Source organism: Pseudomonas sp. 10S4, assembly GCF_034344865.1.
Taxonomy (GTDB): Bacteria; Pseudomonadota; Gammaproteobacteria; order Pseudomonadales; family Pseudomonadaceae; genus Aquipseudomonas.
Genome location: NZ_CP133774.1, coordinates 6,016,984 through 6,033,450, shown reverse-complemented (window position 1 = coordinate 6,033,450; position 16,467 = coordinate 6,016,984). Strand labels below are relative to the sequence as shown.

The window sequence follows — 16,467 nt, the reverse complement described above, 5'->3', positions numbered from 1 at the left end:
TTCTCGATAGTTGAACCATCCAACAAGGTGAGACTACGGCGATGAGCCTTATGCGAGATTCGAGATCAGCGACAGATACGCCTTTGTATTTTTGTCACGGTGGCGCACACACCCTGACAATCAAGGCTCTGGCTGACAGCCCCTGGATCAATCAGGGCGCGAGTTTGAATGATCCATCAGCCGCCGGGTTGCCGTTCACCGCCACCCCGAAGATCGCTGAATACACGCCGTTTGCAGAGGACGGTTTGCAATGGTCGATCGCTTGCGATTACAAACCGGCGACGGCAGCCGCCGAAACTTACGAGGTATGGATCCAGACAGAGTTCACCGCGCCGGCCCACAAAGTAGCCGTGTCACAAGGGCATCATCGACTCGAATTCGTCGAGACACGTGGCAACGAACAGTTTCTGGTGCTGGCATACGAAGAGAAAACATTACTGTCCTCGAAGGTGATTTCCCATTACACCCGCGACGGCATTCCGATTCCGGTGAACTGGATACTGGACGGCGAAACCCTGGACGTCTCGCCCTCGGCAAATGGCATCACGACCTATGAGTTCAACGCCGACAAAACGGGCGTGCGGACTTTTACATTGACCGTACCGAGTCTGTATTTCGAGCGCGGCACTGTCAGCGAAGAGATAGCGGTTGAAGTATTAGCCGTTACACCCTGGGGCAGTACAGCGACGCTACAAGTCAATGAAAAACCGGTGGCCGAGGTGGCAAAAACGGGTGTGGTATTGCTGCGCGGTCAGGACAACACGTTGACCTTACTCAACCCGGATGAGCGGCTTAAAGGCTCACAGCTGACACTCTTCGAACTCACCTCGGACTCGGTCCCGTCTTCCGATTTAGGGCTCGTTTTCAATCCACCCCTTGGCACTCCCACACCATTGGAGGGCGCCAACGCCTTGTGGCGTGTGACGTCGTCCGGCCCCGACGCGAATCGCGGGCTTTTCTCGTTGGGTCTTAAATGTTCGAAACTGCAACGTGATTGGCAACCGATCACGGCTCGGGTGATTTCCCAGAACCTGGCCGACGAGATTGTAAAAGTCGAAGTGGACGGGAGACCTGTGACGGACACCACCGCCACTTTTTTCAGCGGTGAAAATAAGCCGCTCACCCTGACTTTCGAGCCCTGGATGGTCGGGCTGCAGGTGGCGCTTGAAGAGGTCGGTGACGGCGCACGAGTAAGCGCTGTTCCACCGCTCAAAGCATTGGTTGAGGTGCCGGATGACGGGAGGCTGACGTGGCAGATCACTGCGGGCGCCGTCAGCGCTGCCTTTCGCCTCAACGTCAGCTGCCCTTTGGTTCCGACGCCCAGGGCAATCGATAGCCGAGTCGTTTCGAAATTAAACATGAGCGTGATCGAATCGATCAAGGTTGGGGGCGCGTCCATTGATTTGCAAACGCCGAACCTGGTGTTTTTTCGAGCGCAACCCACCACGTTGGAGGTGAAGTTCAAAGACGATGCCATGATTGGCATGTCTATCGTTCTGGACCCCGGTGACGGAGATTCGACACTGGCGACCGTGGTCCCTGGGGTGGGTGAGGCGAATGGGCAAGTCATTGGGCAAAACAAAACCTTGATCTGGACCGTGACTGGCGCTGCGGCGAAAAGTGGCTATTTCGGGTATCAATTTCGTTTTCTTGAGCGCCCCGACGTACTACCTCTGCCTTGTCGATTGCTCTCGAAAAATTTGGCTGATGAAGCGGATGTAAAAATTGCTAATGCACCTGTTCCGGCGGGGGCAATGTGTTTTTCCGGGGCGTTGCCCAGACACTCACCCTGACACCCAAGGCCGGTAGCCCATTGGCCGGTTATCCGGTGACGCTGACGTGCAGCATCAAAACCGGGCTGGACCCGGCGAACGTGACCAGTGTGCCGGCCTTGAGCAGCGCGCAAACCGCTCACAGTTGGGCCATCACGGGGGCGACCAAAAGCGGCACCTTTCAATTGACCCTGACGGGGCAGGGGATGAGCACGCCGATTACCTTGGCGGTCAGCAAGCTTCTTTCGAGTCGACTCGCTGATGAGGCGAGATTTCAAATTGACGGTAACGAGGCAACTAACTCCGAAGTGCTGTACCTGAGAGATGCAACACACACGATCTCATTGACTCCCAACTCGGATAGTCCGTTGGCAGGCCTCGAAGTGAGTTTGCAATGGGTTAGAGGAAGTGGAGTTGTCGCGGAGGATTTGACTTGTACGCCAACTTGGAGCTTGGAAACAACAAGGTATAGTTGGCTTGTCAAAGGATCTGCAAACAAATCCGGCACGTTTGAACTAAGACTTGTTGGTAAGGGGATGGATGTGCCATTGGCGCTACCTATTAGCAGGCAAATACATGCGAAGTATTTTATAGATGATGAGGAGGTTTTCGGTTCGCAAAGTATCGTCCGAGGGCGGGAATATAGCATGCGTGTTGAAGTTTCATCCGGGGTATCCAAAATCTACATCGAAAACAGCCCCGGTGAATTTGATTTTCGGCCGCCTCTAGGGAGGCAGTTTGATAGTTTAAGTGGCACCGTACGGCTAGATGTTATAGCGAATGTTGAGCGTGTCGTTCAGGAGACAGTTTTTTTCAAGTATTCGTTAACGCCTTTGGTGGAAGATAGGATCACACTGCTGGCTATTTCATAGAAACGTAAGGAGACGATTCCTTACCGCCCGGTCGCTGCCCATTCAGCGATCGGGTGTCGTAGCAGGGTTCAACTCTAAACGCACGATGTCTACGTTGATGAACAGCTGCTTTTTTATATCTATCAGGCATGTCCTGGTGGCTGTGCGTGGGAGACTCTGAGTGTGTCGGATTGAGATAACACTTGATTCGTTCTGATGTGCGTTTTAATTGAGCTTGAAGTAAAACACTTATTGAGTGACCAGAGTGCCTGAAGAGTATGCCCGCGACATCTGTATTACAGGCAGTTTCTTCAGGCAGGGCAAATCGGGATCAGGACAAAAACCCACCATCCACATTCAACGAAACCCCAGTCGTATAGCTCGACGCATCGCTGGCAAGATAAAGCACCGCACCCGCCATCTCACTCGGATCCGCCACCCGCTTCAGCGGAATCTGCTGCAGCGCAGTCTTCAAAATCGCATCGTTCTTCACCAACGCCGACGCAAACTTGGTGTCCGTCAGGCCCGGCAGCAGGGCGTTGCAGCGGATGCCGAATTGCGCGCATTCCTTGGCAAAGACTTTGGTCATGTTGATCACCGCAGCCTTGGTCACCGAGTAGATGCCCTGGAAGATCCCCGGCGAAATGCCATTGATCGAAGCCACGTTGATGATGCTGCCGCCGCCGTTGTCGCGCATCAGCTTGCCGGCTTCCACCGACATGAAGAAGTAACCGCGGATGTTCACGTCGACGGTTTTCTGGAAGGCGCTGAGGTCGGTGTCCAGCACGTTGCAGAACTGCGGGTTGGTTGCGGCGTTGTTGACCAGGATGTCCAGGCGCCCGAATTGTTCGCGGATGCTGGCGAAGACTTGGGTGATCTGTTCCATTTCGCCGATGTGGCAGGCGATGGCGGTGGCTTTGCCGCCAGCGGCGATGATCGCGTCGGCCACGTGTTGGCAGCCGTCGAGTTTGCGGCTCGAAACAATCACGTGGGCGCCTTGCTGGGCCAGCAGTTTGGCGATGGCTTCACCGATGCCGCGGCTGGCACCGGAGACAAAAGCGATCTTGCCGTCGAGGTCGAACAACTGAGTCTTGGACATGGGATTCTCTTATAAAAAGTCTTATTAGGGGGCCTGGATCAAAGGCTGGATTTCTGGATGACCTGCAAGCTCATCTGCTCCAGCAGTTTGTTCATGTGAATGAACTGCGCGAAGCGTTTGTCCTGGGTCTGACCATGGAAGAAACGGTAATAAATCTGCTGCACGTGCCGGCCAGGCGGAACAGACCGTAGGTGTAGTAGAAGTCGAAATTGTCGATCTGAATGCCGGAGCGCTCGGCGTAGTAGTCGACGAATTCGCGGCGGGTCAGCATGCCCGGCGCGTGGCTCGGCTGGCGGCGCATCAGTTGCACCGGCGCCGGGTCGCCGGCCTCGATCCAGTAGGCGAGGGTGTTACCCAAATCCATCAGCGGATCGCCGAGGGTGGTCAGTTCCCAGTCGAGCACGCCGATGATCTGCATCGGGTTGTCCGGGTCCAGGATTACGTTGTCGAAGCGGTAGTCGTTATGGACGATGCTCGACGTCGGGTGGTCGGCCGGCATTTTGTCGTTGAGCCAGGCCTTGACCACGTCCCACTGCGGCGCGTCGGGGGTCAGGGCTTTCTCGTAGCGTTCGCTCCAGCCTTTGATCTGCCGCGCCACGTAGCCTTCGGGTTTACCGAGGTCGGCGAGGCCACAGGCCTTGTAGTCGACTTGGTGCAGTTCGACGAACTTGTCGATGAAGCTTTTGCACAAGGCCTCGGTCTTGGTGGCATCCAGACCGAGTTCCGGTGGCAGATCCGAGCGCAGGATGATGCCGTTGACCCGCTCCATCACATAAAACTCGGCGCCGATCACCGATTCGTCGGTGCAGTGCACGTAGGCCTTGGGGCAGTACGGGAAGCCGTCCTTGAGTTGATTAAGGATGCGAAATTCGCGGCCCATGTCGTGAGCGGACTTGGCCTTGTGGCCAAACGGCGGACGACGCAGGACGAATTCCTGCTCGGGGTATTCCAGCAAGTAGGTCAGGTTCGACGCACCGCCCGGAAACTGGCTGATCGCCGGTGTGCCGCTTAAACCCGGAATATGGGCCTTGAGGTACGGATCGATCAGGCTGGCATCGAGTTCTTCGCCGGAGCGGATACGGGTGGACTGGTCAGTAAGCGCCATGCTTATCCCTTCTGCTTATTTTGGAGGCCAGACATCATTGGCTAATCTAATGGTGAGACGGACGTGCCACAAGCATGGCTCGGTCTTATAGGTTAGCGTGTTGCTGGATAATCAGCGTTCCTGATGTGCGAGAAGTGGCACGGCGGACTATGGTTCAGGGGACGCAGCGCTTCCAGGAAGGAGGTTTGAAATGGGCTGTCCGCAAGTGTGTGCCACCGCAACCCTGCAATGCAGCTTCGGCGCGGCGCCTGGCGTGCTCAACGTGTTGCCGGTGAACCGAACCCTGACCGGCGGCATGCCCGCCGCCAACATCATGGACCACATCCCGCTGGTCAACGTCATGCCTTTTGGCGTGTGCATGAGCATGGCCAACCCGATGGTCGCGGCCGCCACCGCCGCTGCGCTCGGGGTCTTGACGCCGATGCCGTGCATCCCGGCCACCGCCGCCCCGTGGATACCTGGCGGCGCGCCAACGGTGTTGCTGGGCAACATGCCGGCGCTGGATGCCAACAGCATGCTGATGTGCAACTGGGCGGGGGTGATCAAAATCGCGATGCCGGGGCAGATGCAGATGCTTATTCCCTGACACCTTCATGATTGATATTGAATGTGCCGGCCTAATCGCGAGCAAGCTCGCTCCCACAGGGAAACCCAACCCATGTGGGAGCGAGCTTGCTCGCGATTAGGCCATCACAGACAACCCAAATCTCAAGCCTGCGCCGGATCCGTCCAACGCCGAAACCACCAGCGCACCCGCGATATCGGCTTGCCCTCGGCATCCAGCGGTCGTCCATCACTGGCAAAACCCTGTTCCGGTTCCATCAATTGCCCATTGAGATAACGCGCATCAACCGCCGGTTTGCCATTGGGGTGAAAGCGCTGATAACGCCCCTCACGCACACCGTCACGGTAGAACTCGGCCTCGGCCAGTTGCCCGTCCGGGAAGTAATTATTCGCCTCACCATGCAGCAAACCCCGGCGATAGCTGGCCTTGCGCTGCAGACAACCCTCGGGCGCATAGAAACTGGCGACACCCTGCAATTTGTCCCGCACAAAGGGCAGGTGCGCCGAGACCTTGCCGTTGGGGTGATAGAGCAAACTGGTGCCTTGCAGTTCGCCCTGGCTGTAATTCAAATCTGCCTGGGGCCGCCCGGCTTCCTTGATGTGCAGCGGGCCTTCCAGTTGCTCATCAACTAGGCGACCGTCCATGTGGCTGTCACCGCGTTGCAGGTCGACTTTGCTCGATGACATCGCCGTAAACCTCCTCAGTTAACCTTCACCAGCCCGCCCTTGATGGTCAGCATGCCGCCGCCGTCCACGGTCTGCTCGGCACCGCCCTTGTTCATCAGGCTGACCCCGGCGTCGTTGGTCAGCGTAGTGCCGGCCTTGTTGGTCAGCGAAGTCCCGGCCTGATTGGTCAGGGCCGTGCCGGCCTTCTGCGTGACTGAGGTGCTGGCCTCGGCCGCGAGGTCCGCGCCGCTTTTGATGCTGAAGCTGCCGCCGCTTTGCAGGGTCAGGGTGCCGCTCACTTTGATCGTCAGGTTGCCATCCACCGTCAGGCTGTAGTTGCCGGTGACCTTGTGCTCGTAATTGCCTCCGGTGCTGTGGGTCTGATCGGCGCCGACCTTCACCGTGCGACTGTCCTTCACATCGAGCGTATCGCTGCCGGTCTGGATCGTGACGCTGCGTTTACCTTTTTCCAGTGTCACCGTCTCGTCGCCTTCCTTCACCGTGCGCGTGCGGGCGTTCTGCACTATCAGGGTTTCGTCGTGGCCGACCGTGGCGGTGGTGTCGTTGAGCACGTTGATCTTGAAATCCTTCTGCGCCTGCAAGAACACCTCTTCTGCGTCCTTCTTGTCCTCGAAGCGCAATTCGTTGAACCCGCCACCGCCCTTGGACGATTGTGTCTTGATCCCGGACTGGGTCTGATTCGCTGGCAGCGCATAGGGCAGGGCGTTGTCACCGTTGTAGACGCAACCGGTCACCAGCGGTCGATCGGGATCGCCATCGATGAAGGTCACGATCACTTCCTGGCCGATCCGCGGGACGAATTGCATACCGAAACCCTTGCCGCTCCAGGGCAGCACCACCCGGACCCAGCACGAACTGGTTTCGTCATTCTTGCCGTCGCGGTCCCAAGGAAATTGCAACTTGATGCGGCCGTACTGATCGGTCCAGATCTCTTCGCCGGACTTGCCGACGACAATGGCGGTCTGGGTGTGCATTCGTGGTTTGGGCGTGGTTCGCGCCGGGCGGAACGGCGTGGCTTTTGGGATCGCTTCAAAGCGATTGCGATAGTCTTCGTGACTGGCTTCATGAGTGACCGACGTCACTACCCAATCGATATTCAGGCTCGCATCATCATGCCCGGCGAGGGTGAACCAGTGCCCCGGCACCAGCCAGCGGCAGTCACTTTCGCCGACAAAGCGTTTCTCCTGACTGCGCAACCCGTCGACCCGTTGCTTGGTCAACGCATCGCCCCGGGCCTTGGCGTTGTAACCGCCCGGATGCTCGTAGATCGAGCGGGGCCCGGCCACCGCTTCGGCTTGGTCATAAAGGGAGGTGGTCGGCGTAGTGAACTCGTAATCTGTCGCGCGATACACCCCGGCCACGGCTTGCATGCACACCTGGCCGGAGCGGATGCCATGCAGTTCGCGCTCGCCCATTTGCTGGCCGAGGTAAGTGACTTTTGGTCCGTTGGGGATCTGCGGGAACGCGTCGTTGCTGTCGCCCAATATCAGCGTGTGCTTGCCGGCTTCATGGGTGAAAAACCAGAAAATCCCTTCTTCCTCCAGCAATCGCGAGACGAAGACGAAATCGGTTTCGCCGTACTGCACGCAGTATTCGCGCGGGGTGTAGCTGCCGGTGAGTTTCAGCGTGAAATCGGTGAAGCCGTGAGCCTTGAAAATCGTGGTGACGATGTCGGAAGTGGCGAGGCTCTGGAAGACACGGTTGTTGCTGGCCAGGGTCAACCACCAGAGCCATGGCCTTAGAACAAGTTGATAGCGCTCGGCGGTGGCGTCGGCGGGGAGTTGGCGGATTTCGGCGACCAGTGCGTCGAATGGACGGAGTAGAGCGTCGTTGTGCAGAGAGGTAGTGACGTGGGTGGCGACGGCGCTGGTCAGGGTGAGGGAAGTGCCGTCGTTGAGGCCGTTGAGAATTTGTGATCCGATCGAATTGAGTGCTTCTTCGCCGGACAGCGACTCAGGGTAAAGCGCCGACAGCGTGGAGGCGGTGAGGGAGAGGCTGGTGTTGCTGTCGATACTTCTAGACATAAGACATCCTTAAACAACGGGGCTAAGAAGCAGCATTCTTCGACCTCTAAGGGGACAGATTTATCGGTTCCGTTTTTTTAAAAAAGTGGTTGATAAATCAGTCCTCTATAGGCTTTTAAGCCATCAGCACTCTATCCCGTGTCTATTCCAGAATGCTGCCCAGTCTCCGGGTGTCGTTATGTGTTCTATACATATGCTCAGGTATCTGTCAGCGCCCCAAAGTTTGTCGTATCTCAGTCGGGCTGTATCAAAATTTATGTGTGGGTTTAAGTTTATAAGTGCTTGGGTAAAGCGTTCTGCGGTAGAAATAACGAAGTGTGCTTGCGGGTCACTTAAGCCTAGTGCATTGCCAGGTCGTGTGCGTAAGTGTACGAGCAGCGCCACCGCAAAATTGGCAGGAAATGGCTTAAGGTCTGTGGTTTGCGCTATATAGGTTGCCAGTTGTGTGCGGTTGCTTGTGTTGAAGTTTATGTCCCATTCGAAGTCTATGTCATGCCAGGTGGTCATGCCCGGCATCCGGGTTGGCTGAGCCTCTAGGGAGTACACCTGCGCTCGTTGTTAAATCTGGCGTTGAATGCATGACGAGGCGTCTTTGTGAAGCAACTGTGACAGGCATATATTCATTCAGGGCCTCAATACTCGCCATGATCATGGCAATGCCTTCAGTGGGTCGGGCTGCGGCTGGAAGTGTGTTGCTGATGTCTTTATAGCTGGCCAGTTTTACGCCTCTGGTGTTGTTTTCGATAAGTTTTTGCGGATCACCTTGCAACCACAGTGTGTCCCTGCCGAATCCGGCTTCACTGCTCATCGCCGATCCGACAATAATCAATGAGCGGTTTTCAGTACCGATGGCCAATAATGAAGGTTTTGCACTGATCGCAAGGTTTTTGTCGTAAAAGGCAACCAGGTCGGCGTGAATTCCAGGGTCTAGAATTGTTTTTATGCCTTTGGTCAGGTGGTCCGCTCCTAGTGCATACACCAAGAGGTCGACTACTTGTATTTCGACGTTCCCTTCTTTGTTTTTAAATGCCAGTTCCAGCTTTCCTGTCTCTAAGCGTGTAACTTTCGTAAGCTTTAAAACACTTCTGACTTTCTCGAAGTCTTTTTCTATGGTGCTGTTTCTATTGCCGGCGGGAAAGGCTTCGGTAAAACGAGCTTCCGCGTCCCATGGGTTCTCGCCGCTGCCGGGACGCGTGAACCATACAAGAACGTTCATTTCTCGCATGACGGCTAATTCTACTACCCATGCGGCTGTCGCCGAGCCACCGTAAACGGCGACAGTGGATCCAGCGATAGCTGCCTCTTCAGGCATCTTCCAGCCAGGATCCATGAACTCATTGCCCCCGACGATCGAGCCCTTGAATGACTCGATATCAACCTCGACGGGCTTGTTTTCCTCCTCCATCAACGCCCGCGCGGTGCCGGGCCCCATTGCAACAATTACTTGCTCACAGGTAATCCGTCCACCCACACTGCCGGTCAGTTTCAGAGAGTAACCGGTCCCGGTTTTGCTTATGTTGGTGACATAGGAGAGGGGGATCTGGGCATGGCAATGTTGTTTTAGATAGTACTTTACGACGGTCGAGAAAAGCCCCGCCTTCATGAAGTCGGCTCCAGGAACCGGCTGGCCGGAAAAACCACGGTCTTCGCGGCCATGGCCTAGAAGGTTGCCTGAGAGTAATTGCTGTGGTTGTCCCATGGCATGGTTCGGTGACATGTTTTGCCACAGGTCCGGGCCACCCATCAAATAGATATCGCCCAGTGTTTTATTAATGGACTTTAAGTACTGCTGGATTGAAATGAGATAAGCGGCCGCCGAAATACCTGTTCCAATGACGATTGTATTGGGCATGATTCACATCCTTGATGTGTGTTGGGGAGCTTTCGGGTAGGTTTGCCTTTTGAGTTGTGTTTTTGGGACACTCCAACACCCACCCCGCCAACTTTCCCGGTACTTTAACCATCAATACATTTCAACATCCCTTGCACTGCGAAACGGGACAGGCGCTACTCCAACACCCACTCCGCCAACTTCCCCGTCACTTGGGTCATCAACACATTCTCGACATCCCTGGCCCCCGCCGCACTGCACTTGGCCAACACCGCCTGCACAATCCCGGCATCAAACTCGAATTGCTTGCCGGTCGCCGCTTTGTACCGTGCACGTAACTTCTCAAGCTTGGCCAACACAATCCCTTCCAGCGTCGCTTCATCCAGCGGCCGATACTCCACCACGGTCATGCGCGCCAAAAACGCCGGTCGAAACGCTTGTAGCAGCACCTTATGCAGCGCTTCGTTAAAGGCATCGGTGCCCAACTGCGCCACCGGTGTATCGAGCAGCAACTCAGCCCCAACATTGCTGGTGGCCAACATCACGGTGTTTTTAAAGTCGACCACCAACCCGGTCCCATCCTCCATCACGCCTTTATCGAAGACGTTATAAAACGCCTCCAACACATCCGGATGCGCCTTCTCGATTTCATCCAGCAACACCACCGAATACGGTTTGCGCCGCACCGCTTCGGTGAGCACGCCACCGCTGCCATAACCGACATACCCAGGCGGGGCGCCTTTGAGTTGGCTGACGGTGTGGGCTTCCTGGTATTCCGAGAGGTTGATGCTGATCAGGTTGCGTTCGCCGCCGTACAACGCGTCGGCCAAGGCGTAAGCGGTTTCGGTTTTGCCGACGCCCGTGGGACCGACCAACAGGAACACCCCGACCGGTTTTTGCGGGTCGGTGAGGCCGGCGCGGTAGGCTTGCAAGCGTTGGGCGATGGTGCCGAGGGCGATGCTTTGGCCCATGACGCGTTGGCCCATTCGTTGGCCGAGGGTGCGCACGGCGTGGGCTTCGTCGGCGAGCATTTTGCCGACCGGGATGCCGGTCCAGCCGGCGATCACGGCGGCGACGGTTTTGGTGTCGACCTGTTCTGGCACCAGCGGGTCGTCTTGGCGGATCGCGTCGAGTCCGGCTTCCAGTCGCACCAGTTCGGCAGCCAAATGATCGATGCGGCTGTCGGTGCCTTCGTCCGGTTTGTCGCTGTCGGCGCGTTCGCTCAACGCCAGTAACTCACGGCGGGTTTCCAGCAGTTCGCGCACGGCGACCCGTTCTTCGTTCCAACGGGTTTCCAGTTCACGAATGGCCTGCACGTTGCCGATAGATTCGCTTTCCAGCAGGGTGATGCGCTCGCGGTGATCGAGCCCGGTGGCTTGTTCCCGGCGCAGGCGTTCGACTTCATCCTTGAGGCTGTTCTGCCGATGGCGCAGGCTTTCCAGCGGTGGCGGCACGTCATGCTGACCGAGGGCAACCCGGGCGCACGCGGTGTCGAGCACGCTGATGGCTTTGTCCGGTAGCTGGCGGCCAGAGATGTAGCGATGGGACAGTTTCACTGCTTCATGAATCGCCGCGTCGAGCACTTGCACGCCGTGGTGTTGCTCCAGTTTGGCGGCGACGCCACGAAGCATTTCTACGGCGGTGATTTCGTCCGGCTCCTCGACTTGCACCAGTTGAAAACGCCTCGCCAGCGCAGGGTCTTTCTCGAAGTATTTTTTGTACTCCAGCCACGTGGTCGCGGCCAGGGTGCGCAACTCGCCGCGGGCCAACGCCGGTTTCAGCAGGTTGGCCGCGTCGCTGCCACCTTCCGCGCCCCCGGCACCGATCAGGGTGTGGGCTTCGTCGATGAACAAAATGATCGGTTTCTCCGCGCTGCGCACGGCGTCGATCACGCCTTTGAGGCGTTGCTCGAACTCGCCTTTGACCCCGGCGCCGGCCTGCAACAAACCGAGGTCGAGGACCCGCAGGCTGACTTCTTGCAGCGATGGCGGCACGTCCCCGGCGGCGATGCGCAGGGCCAGGCCTTCGACTACAGCTGTTTTACCGACACCGGGAGCGCCAACCAGGATCGGGTTGTTCTGTCGGCGCCGCAGCAGGATGTCGATGCACTGACGGATCTCGCCGTCGCGCCCGACGATGGGGTCGATGCGCCCGGCATGGGCGTCGGCGGTCAGGTCCTGGGTGTATTGATCGAGCACCGAGTCTTGCTTCGGCTGCGGGTTTCCCGGAACAATCGGGCGCACGCCACCAACGTGTTCGCGTGAGCTTTCGGTCCATTCCAGCAGGTTGCTGCGCAGCGCCTCCCGGGGAATCTTCAGCAGCGATGAAGCACTGTTGAGCAGCAGACTGCGGCGCTCGTCGCGGTCGATCAAGGCCAGCAGCAGCAAGCCGGAACGAATGCTGTCCAGCCCCAATACACTGGCCTGGACCACCGCGTCTTCCAGCAAGCCAATGGTGTGCGCCGACAGCGCGGGAGTGCGGGTGCTGCCGGATTTGAACAGTTCCAGCGCCTTGTTGATTTCGGCGCTCAGGGCGTCGCGCTCCAGGCCAAAACGCGGCAGCAGCCAGGCGAAGTCACCCCCTCGATGTCCAGCAGTTCCAGCAGCAAGTGCTCGATTTCGACGTAATGATGACCCCGTTGCAAGCAGCGTTGCGCGGCCCGTTCCAGGGCGCGGCGGTTGTCGGGGTTGAGGCGTCCGATCAGGCTGGCCAGTTCCATGTTCAGGTGATCTCCAGCTGACGAAGGCGGGTTTCGATTCGTTGCACGGCGAGGCTGGTTTGCCGTTGCAAGCCGCCGTTCCAGCTCAACAGCGGCGGTGCCTCGCGACTGAGTTTCATCGGGCCGGCACCGCGCACCAGCAACACCAGCGTGCAATCCAGGTCGGGGCCGAAATACAGCGCGCTAAGGCTGGCCAGCGCCGGGTGGGCTTTGCCGTCCGGCAAAAAGCGCGCGGCCTGGGCTGAGTTCAATGGGCCGACGGTCAGGCGAATGCCGGCGTGTTCGTCCCAGACTCGCGTGCCGGCCACCGCCGTGCGGCCCAGTTGCAGGTTGCGCCCACCCGGTTTCATAAGGCTGCGACTGGCGAGCGGGATTTCTCGCCAGGCGCCTTCGTAGGCACTGAGTTCAACCGGCAACTCAAACTGCTCGCGCACAATTGCCGCGAAACCGGCGAGTGAGCGACGGCCGTCGGCGAACAGCGCGCTGCACGCCAACACAGCGGAATCGGGAACAGCCTGGCGTTCCTGCAAGGCTTTGGGCAGCAACCCGGTCAGCGCGCGCAATTGCGCCTGTACCGCAGACGCGCCGGGAACGGTGAACCCGATGGCGATTCGATGTTTGCGCATCACCTTATAAAGCAGGCTCAGCAAGCGATGCTGGAACAGGTCGAGGAATTCGGCCGGTGCATGATCCTTGGCCCGGGCCCGTTGTTGCAGCCATTCCTGATAGGCGTAGGGCAGGGGGCCGTCCGGCCCGCCGAGGCCAAATACCGGTGTGCTGAGGGTCGGTTGTTGGCCTGCTTCCTGAGTCAGGCTTTCGATTTCGCTGGCGGCGAACAGCGGCGTCAACGGCCCGCGCAAGCGAATGGCTTCGGCTTGCGGCGAAGTACCGCTGCCCAGGGATTCGGCCTGCGGGTGTTCACGCTCCAGCAACAGCAAGGCCTGCAACAGTTCAAACGCTTGTGGATCGCGCCGCAGTTTTTCACTCAGGTTCAGAGGGACAGCGGCATTCCAGCTTGGGGTTGCCATGTTTTCACCTCCTTGTCTGACTGGACCAACACCGTGCGCACAAAGCGGTTAGCCGTGGCATACAGCGAAAAAACTGCGCCAGTACCGCCGAAAACAACACCGCGCTGCTGCCGACGAAATGCTGCGAATCGAGTTGCAGCCGCACCTCCAGCCCATTGCGCCAGCCGCGCCAGGCGTCTTCGCCGACATGGCCGATAACCCGTTCGCAACCCAGGCTCAGCAATCCTTGGATTTGCCGCAGGGCACTGGCCTCGTCCCGCAAGTTGTGCAGTTGGAGGATTTCCTTGAGTGCATCCAGCGCTTTCGGTCCTTCGACCAGCGACAAATGATTGAGGGTCAGTTGCGACACCAATCGCCAGCGCGATTCACCGTCCAAGCGCGGCAAGCTTTGCGGACTCGGCGGGTTGCGCAGCCGTGCCCACGCCACCGGCCCCGGCCGTTCGAAACCCAGCGCAGTGCCGGCTGGCAGGCTTTGGGCCAGGTGTCGATTGGTGCACAGCAATTCGGCGGTGAGGCTGAATTCGACGAACTCCGAGAGCGGGTCGAGCCGGGTGTCGACCAGGCTGAGCATCAGGTCGGTGCCCAGCCGATTGGGGGTCATGCCGCTGACCCGTCGCGCATGCCAGTAGCATTGTTTGTCGCCGCCACCGTGTTGACTGCCGTAATACGCTGGCACCCGTTGCACGCCTTGACGGGTCGTGGCGCGAACCGCGCGGATGCTGTGGATCTCGACGCTGTTTTCCCGGTGACTGTCGGCCACCAAGCGGTATTCGCTACGGGTGCCGTCCGGGCGCAAAGGTTCTGAGGTCCGCGGGAACAGGTTGATCGCTGGCGCGCAACCGAGGGCGATGTCGCTGGCCTGAAGGTGCATGCGATTGGTCGGCGGCCGGTCGAAGACGATGTATAGAAACAGCGTCTGGCTGTCGCTGCTGGCGCCGGCCAATGGCAGGTCGAAGAAGTTGAATTTGTCCGGGAAGGCGAAGTATTCGGCGAGCAGGCGCATGCCGGGGTGCACACCGTCCTCGTCTGGCAGCAAGACTTCATCACTGGCAAACCCGACAATCTGCGGCAACCCCGCCAGCTCTTTGGGCACGCTGCCCGCCGGTCCGGCCAGTACCTGCGTGGCATGGGCGCCGAGCAGGTCATACAGGCAGGCATTGATCACCGGCGACGCGGCCAGATGGATGCGCAGATGCTGGATATTGAGCTGCGACCACTGACTTTCGCCCAGGCAACGCAAACTCAGGCGTAGCGCCGATCGGGCCTGGGCCACGCCGGTCAGGGCCTGGGCTTCGTCGCTGCCCAGCAGCAGGGCCTCATTGATTTCCACCGGCCACAGTCGAACCGCGGCGCTGGTGCGAAAGTGGATGTTTTCGCCTTTGCTGGTGGTGACGAATAACGGCGTATCCCGTGGCAATGGATAACCACCCGCGATGTTGCCTTTGCTCGGGTCCGGCTCGAACTGCACGATCGCGCAGGACGGCAGCGGGCGCATGGCCAAAGGGTAAAGTTGTTCCAGCAGGGCATCGCTGAATTCGGCGTAGTCGTCATCGAGGCGCCGTTGCAGGCGCGCCGCCAGCAGCGCGAAGCCTTCCAGCAGTCGTTCGACATGCGGGTCGGGGCATTCGCCGGGGGACAGTTCCAGGCGTCGGGCAACCTTGGGATAACGCTCGGCGAAAATACTCCCGGCGTGTCGCAGCCAGGTCAGCTCACGTTGGTAGTAGTCGAGCAGTTGCGGGTCAATCGAGTCGCTCATGACGCACCTCAAGGCCATCGCGGGCCTTCTCGATGACAAATGCCACGGGCCAGTGCTGCTGGCCGCTGCGCAATTCGCCAAGCAGGCGAATGCTCAGTTGCTGCGGTTGGCCGGGGACCGGATTGACGTGAACCTCGCCCAGTTTCAGGCGCGGTTCAAATTGATTGATAGCCTCGCGCACTTCCCGCGCCAACTGACGACGGTCATCGCTGCGCTGCTGTTGCAGGGCGGTCCAGTCAGCGATGCCGTAGTCGAGAATGCTCGGTGGGGAGGTCAGGGCGCGCGGGCCGCGTCGGGTGTTGAACAGGCGTGACAACTCCGTTTGTACCGATTCGAGCAAGCCCTGGCGGTCGAACACCTGCACGGTATCGCTATCGCCTGTTGCGAGACGCTCGAACAGCGGGGGAGGATGCCGGTGCCTGCCATGGCCGACGCGTCCGCTTACTTGGCTTTGATGAGTTTGTTGGCGGCCAGGTCCCAGGTCGAGGCAGCCGTGCCTTCCTTGGTGCCGTCGTCTTTCTGCGCGGTGAGTTCCCATTTGATCTTGGTGAAGTTCAGGGAGATGGTTTCCACCGGTTTGCCGCCGGTGCCGCCACTGACGCTGACATTGGACAGCACCACGTTGGTCAGGGTGTAGATGATGAACGGCATCAGTTGGCCGCTGCCTTCGGAGGCGTTACGGCCGATGGTGATCTTGGCTTCCGGGATCGGTTTGCCGGCGCAGCAATATTCGTTGAGCGACGGGGTGGAACTGTCGACGAATTTGGTCAGGGTGAACTCGCCGATGTGCGGCTTGCCGGAGGTTCGCTCCGAGTTGCTGACGTCGTTGGTCACCTGCATCGCCACGTTGTGGCTGTAGGACATGACTTCGATTTTGTCCTTGTAGCCCTCGAGCAGACTGTCGCCTTTGATGTCGCCGCCGAGGTCGAGAATGATTGCATCCATCGCATGAAACTCCTGAAGGTTATCGCTATAGGCACGTGGGTGAATGCCCAATGCCAATCAATTAAGCCGAACACTGAACCTGATAA

At 58.6% G+C, this 16,467-nt stretch carries 9 protein-coding genes and 4 pseudogenes; 3 read left to right on the top strand and 10 right to left on the bottom strand.

Features of this window, described 5'->3' with window-relative positions:
- Positions 1–41 precede the first annotated feature (41 nt).
- Both RHM58_RS28115 and RHM58_RS28110 read left to right on the top strand, forming a co-directional pair.
- On the top strand, positions 42–1,793 hold the full coding sequence (locus RHM58_RS28115) for a hypothetical protein (RefSeq protein ID WP_322268811.1): 1,752 nt from the start codon (positions 42–44) through the stop codon (positions 1,791–1,793).
- Positions 1,794–1,813: 20 nt separating this feature from the next.
- Positions 1,814–2,644 carry a hypothetical protein gene (locus RHM58_RS28110; RefSeq protein WP_322268810.1) on the top strand — a complete coding sequence of 277 codons (831 nt, stop codon included), beginning with the start codon at positions 1,814–1,816 and terminating at the stop codon, positions 2,642–2,644.
- Between the two features lie 310 nt (positions 2,645–2,954).
- Here RHM58_RS28110 and RHM58_RS28105 read toward each other — a convergent pair whose 3' ends face one another.
- Together RHM58_RS28105 and RHM58_RS28100 are read right to left on the bottom strand one after the other, a co-directional pair.
- On the bottom strand, positions 2,955–3,722 hold the full coding sequence (locus RHM58_RS28105; RefSeq protein WP_201197393.1) for an SDR family oxidoreductase: 768 nt from the start codon (positions 3,720–3,722) through the stop codon (positions 2,955–2,957).
- Between the two features lie 38 nt (positions 3,723–3,760).
- Positions 3,761–4,827, bottom strand: a pseudogene (locus tag RHM58_RS28100) (phosphotransferase family protein).
- A 190-nt stretch (positions 4,828–5,017) separates the two neighbouring features.
- On the opposite strand from RHM58_RS28100, the gene RHM58_RS28095 reads away from it, so the two are divergent.
- On the top strand, positions 5,018–5,413 hold the full coding sequence (locus RHM58_RS28095; RefSeq protein WP_322268809.1) for a DUF4280 domain-containing protein: 396 nt from the start codon (positions 5,018–5,020) through the stop codon (positions 5,411–5,413).
- A gap of 122 nt (positions 5,414–5,535) precedes the next feature.
- On the opposite strand, the gene RHM58_RS28090 is transcribed toward RHM58_RS28095, so the two are convergent.
- The 8 genes and pseudogenes from RHM58_RS28090 to RHM58_RS28055 form a co-directional block, all read right to left on the bottom strand.
- The gene (locus RHM58_RS28090) at positions 5,536–6,078 is read right to left on the bottom strand and encodes a toxin-antitoxin system YwqK family antitoxin (protein WP_201255526.1); all 543 of its coding nucleotides are present in this window, start codon (positions 6,076–6,078) and stop codon (positions 5,536–5,538) included.
- 14 nt (positions 6,079–6,092) lie between these two features.
- A complete protein-coding gene (gene tssI / locus RHM58_RS28085; protein WP_322268808.1) occupies positions 6,093–8,102 on the bottom strand; it encodes a type VI secretion system tip protein VgrG in 2,010 nt (669 codons plus the stop codon).
- Positions 8,103–8,592: 490 nt separating this feature from the next.
- Positions 8,593–9,954, bottom strand: coding sequence for a hypothetical protein (locus RHM58_RS28080; protein ID WP_322268807.1), 1,362 nt, complete (start codon positions 9,952–9,954; stop codon positions 8,593–8,595).
- Positions 9,955–10,109: 155 nt separating this feature from the next.
- Positions 10,110–12,652 (bottom strand): annotated as a pseudogene (gene tssH / locus RHM58_RS28075) (type VI secretion system ATPase TssH).
- A 2-nt stretch (positions 12,653–12,654) separates the two neighbouring features.
- Positions 12,655–13,680, bottom strand: a complete 1,026-nt coding sequence (gene tssG / locus RHM58_RS28070; protein WP_201255522.1) for a type VI secretion system baseplate subunit TssG — start codon at positions 13,678–13,680, stop codon at positions 12,655–12,657.
- Positions 13,644–15,436, bottom strand: a pseudogene (gene tssF, locus RHM58_RS28065) (type VI secretion system baseplate subunit TssF). The gene tssG and the pseudogene tssF overlap by 37 nt, the downstream one beginning before the upstream one ends.
- Positions 15,420–15,862: pseudogene (gene tssE, locus RHM58_RS28060) on the bottom strand (type VI secretion system baseplate subunit TssE). Before tssE ends, tssF begins: the two co-directional pseudogenes overlap by 17 nt.
- Before the next feature lie 15 nt (positions 15,863–15,877).
- Complete coding sequence (locus RHM58_RS28055) at positions 15,878–16,381, bottom strand: Hcp family type VI secretion system effector (protein ID WP_201255519.1); 504 nt, start codon at positions 16,379–16,381, stop codon at positions 15,878–15,880.
- Between the last annotated feature and the right edge of the window lie 86 nt (positions 16,382–16,467).

Coding starts and splice junctions, on each gene's coding strand:
- RHM58_RS28115 (WP_322268811.1), top strand. CDS start 42: ATGAGCCTTATGCGAGATTCGAGATCAGCGACAGATACGCCTTTGTAT.
- RHM58_RS28105 (WP_201197393.1), bottom strand. CDS start 3,722: ATGTCCAAGACTCAGTTGTTCGACCTCGACGGCAAGATCGCTTTTGTC.
- RHM58_RS28095 (WP_322268809.1), top strand. CDS start 5,018: ATGGGCTGTCCGCAAGTGTGTGCCACCGCAACCCTGCAATGCAGCTTC.
- RHM58_RS28090 (WP_201255526.1), bottom strand. CDS start 6,078: ATGTCATCGAGCAAAGTCGACCTGCAACGCGGTGACAGCCACATGGAC.
- tssI (WP_322268808.1), bottom strand. CDS start 8,102: ATGTCTAGAAGTATCGACAGCAACACCAGCCTCTCCCTCACCGCCTCC.
- RHM58_RS28080 (WP_322268807.1), bottom strand. CDS start 9,954: ATGCCCAATACAATCGTCATTGGAACAGGTATTTCGGCGGCCGCTTAT.
- tssG (WP_201255522.1), bottom strand. CDS start 13,680: ATGGCAACCCCAAGCTGGAATGCCGCTGTCCCTCTGAACCTGAGTGAA.
- RHM58_RS28055 (WP_201255519.1), bottom strand. CDS start 16,381: ATGGATGCAATCATTCTCGACCTCGGCGGCGACATCAAAGGCGACAGT.